Genomic DNA, 1,396 nt, shown 5'->3' with positions numbered 1-1,396 from the left:
TGCAGGGTGGCTTTGCCGGGTATCTGGAGAGTTCTCAGCAGAATTCCGATATCAAGATAGAACAGTTTGAACCGATTTTCAGTTGCTTGGTGCGCCAGGGGTATCGCGGGATTCGGGCAGATCGGTACCCGGATCAGCANCTGCGACGATTCGAGCCAATCCAGCGGTCCCCGCATCCGTTCATAACGGCTCAGCTGGGACGGTAATTCGTTGAAGATGAACGTTCTGGTTGTTCCGTCCTGCTCCATATGCAGCTGTCGCGCCACTTCCCGGAAGACCTGGCGGATGGAGTGGGCGTCCCGGCGGCCTGAGTATTTGACGAAGTCGCTTTCGTAGCCCAGGATCAGATCNTTGAGGATCTNTTCGACCTGCGCTGCTCCTTCCACGGNGGTATCTCGTGAGGTGCGCCACGCGGCTACTGCCTCGGGAAGCCCGCCAGTCAGCTGGTATTCGGTGATCAGCTGGAGGGCGCGACGATGCGCTGTGTCGGGCAGGTGACTTCTCCAGGGCTGCAGGAACCATGTTATGAGGCGGGCCGGGGTGAGGGGCTCGGCGGGCCGAGGGGGGGCAGGAGCACGGAGGCGTGACCGTGACCTTGGGCAGCAGGCAGGCAGTAGGCAGTAGGCAGGCACGGCCCAGCCCGGAGTGCATACCGGCCACACCCTCACCCGGTCACCGCCACCGCCACGGGGTCACTCAAAAATTCGGGCGATCCAATCCATTTCGTCCTCCTCCCCGGGAGCCACAGCCTCGGGATAGCCCTCTTCGGATTCGCCCGGCGCTCCCTCGTCCACCAGGGGACGCAGAAGCCCCTCGAGCCCGTTAAAGCGAAAGCTGTGGATTGCTGCAAACTGCAGAGCCAGCCAGCGGGTTGTTCCCGGTGCGGGGTCATCCTCCCGGGAACCGAGCCCCTCGGGGAGGCGGTTGGCAAACCACAGGATATACTCCAGGGGGATATCCAGAAGGAGTTCCCCCTGGTACCGCCCGAAGGGCATCCGGGCGTTGGCGAGCCGGACCAGCGAGTCCGGATCGACCTCAAGCCCGGGAATCATGGGGCCCCCGATTGTGCCCGGCAAAAGCCAGGCTGCCTGTTCTATCCTAACCGGCAAGGGCGAGCAACACTCCTGCGGCCACGGCGGATCCGATCACACCGGCCACGTTGGGGCCCATGGCGTTCATGAGCAGGAAGTTNTTCGGNTTCGCCTCCTGCCCCACCTTCTGCACAACCCGCGCCGCCATGGGAACGGCCGATACTCCCGCNGCACCGATCATGGGGTTTATCTTCTTCCCCGATACGAGGTACATGATCTGGCCGAGGCCCAACCCGCTGGCGGTGCCCACACTGAAGGCCACCACGCCCAGCACGATGATCATAAGCGTTCCCACCGTCAGAAAC

The 1,396-nt window shown here is 63.0% G+C and carries 3 protein-coding genes; all 3 read right to left on the bottom strand.

The features are described 5' to 3' along the window. Positions 1-632 (bottom strand): DUF8612 domain-containing protein (locus tag B071_RS20565; protein ID WP_498365791.1); only part of this gene is annotated, 632 nt, incomplete at its 3' end. Between the two features lie 60 nt (positions 633-692). Then, positions 693-1,109: a putative quorum-sensing-regulated virulence factor gene (locus B071_RS15270; RefSeq protein ID WP_245534032.1), complete on the bottom strand. Its 417-nt coding sequence runs from the start codon at positions 1,107-1,109 to the stop codon at positions 693-695. Next, a complete protein-coding gene (locus tag B071_RS15265; protein WP_083914365.1) occupies positions 1,099-1,374 on the bottom strand; it encodes a sodium ion-translocating decarboxylase subunit beta in 276 nt (91 codons plus the stop codon). Before B071_RS15265 ends, B071_RS15270 begins: the two co-directional genes overlap by 11 nt. Positions 1,375-1,396 lie beyond the last annotated feature (22 nt).

Origin of the sequence: Alkalispirochaeta alkalica DSM 8900 (genome assembly GCF_000373545.1) — a bacterium.
Lineage (GTDB): Bacteria > Spirochaetota > Spirochaetia > DSM-27196 > Alkalispirochaetaceae > Alkalispirochaeta > Alkalispirochaeta alkalica.
This window is presented reverse-complemented; position numbering and strand designations above follow the sequence as displayed.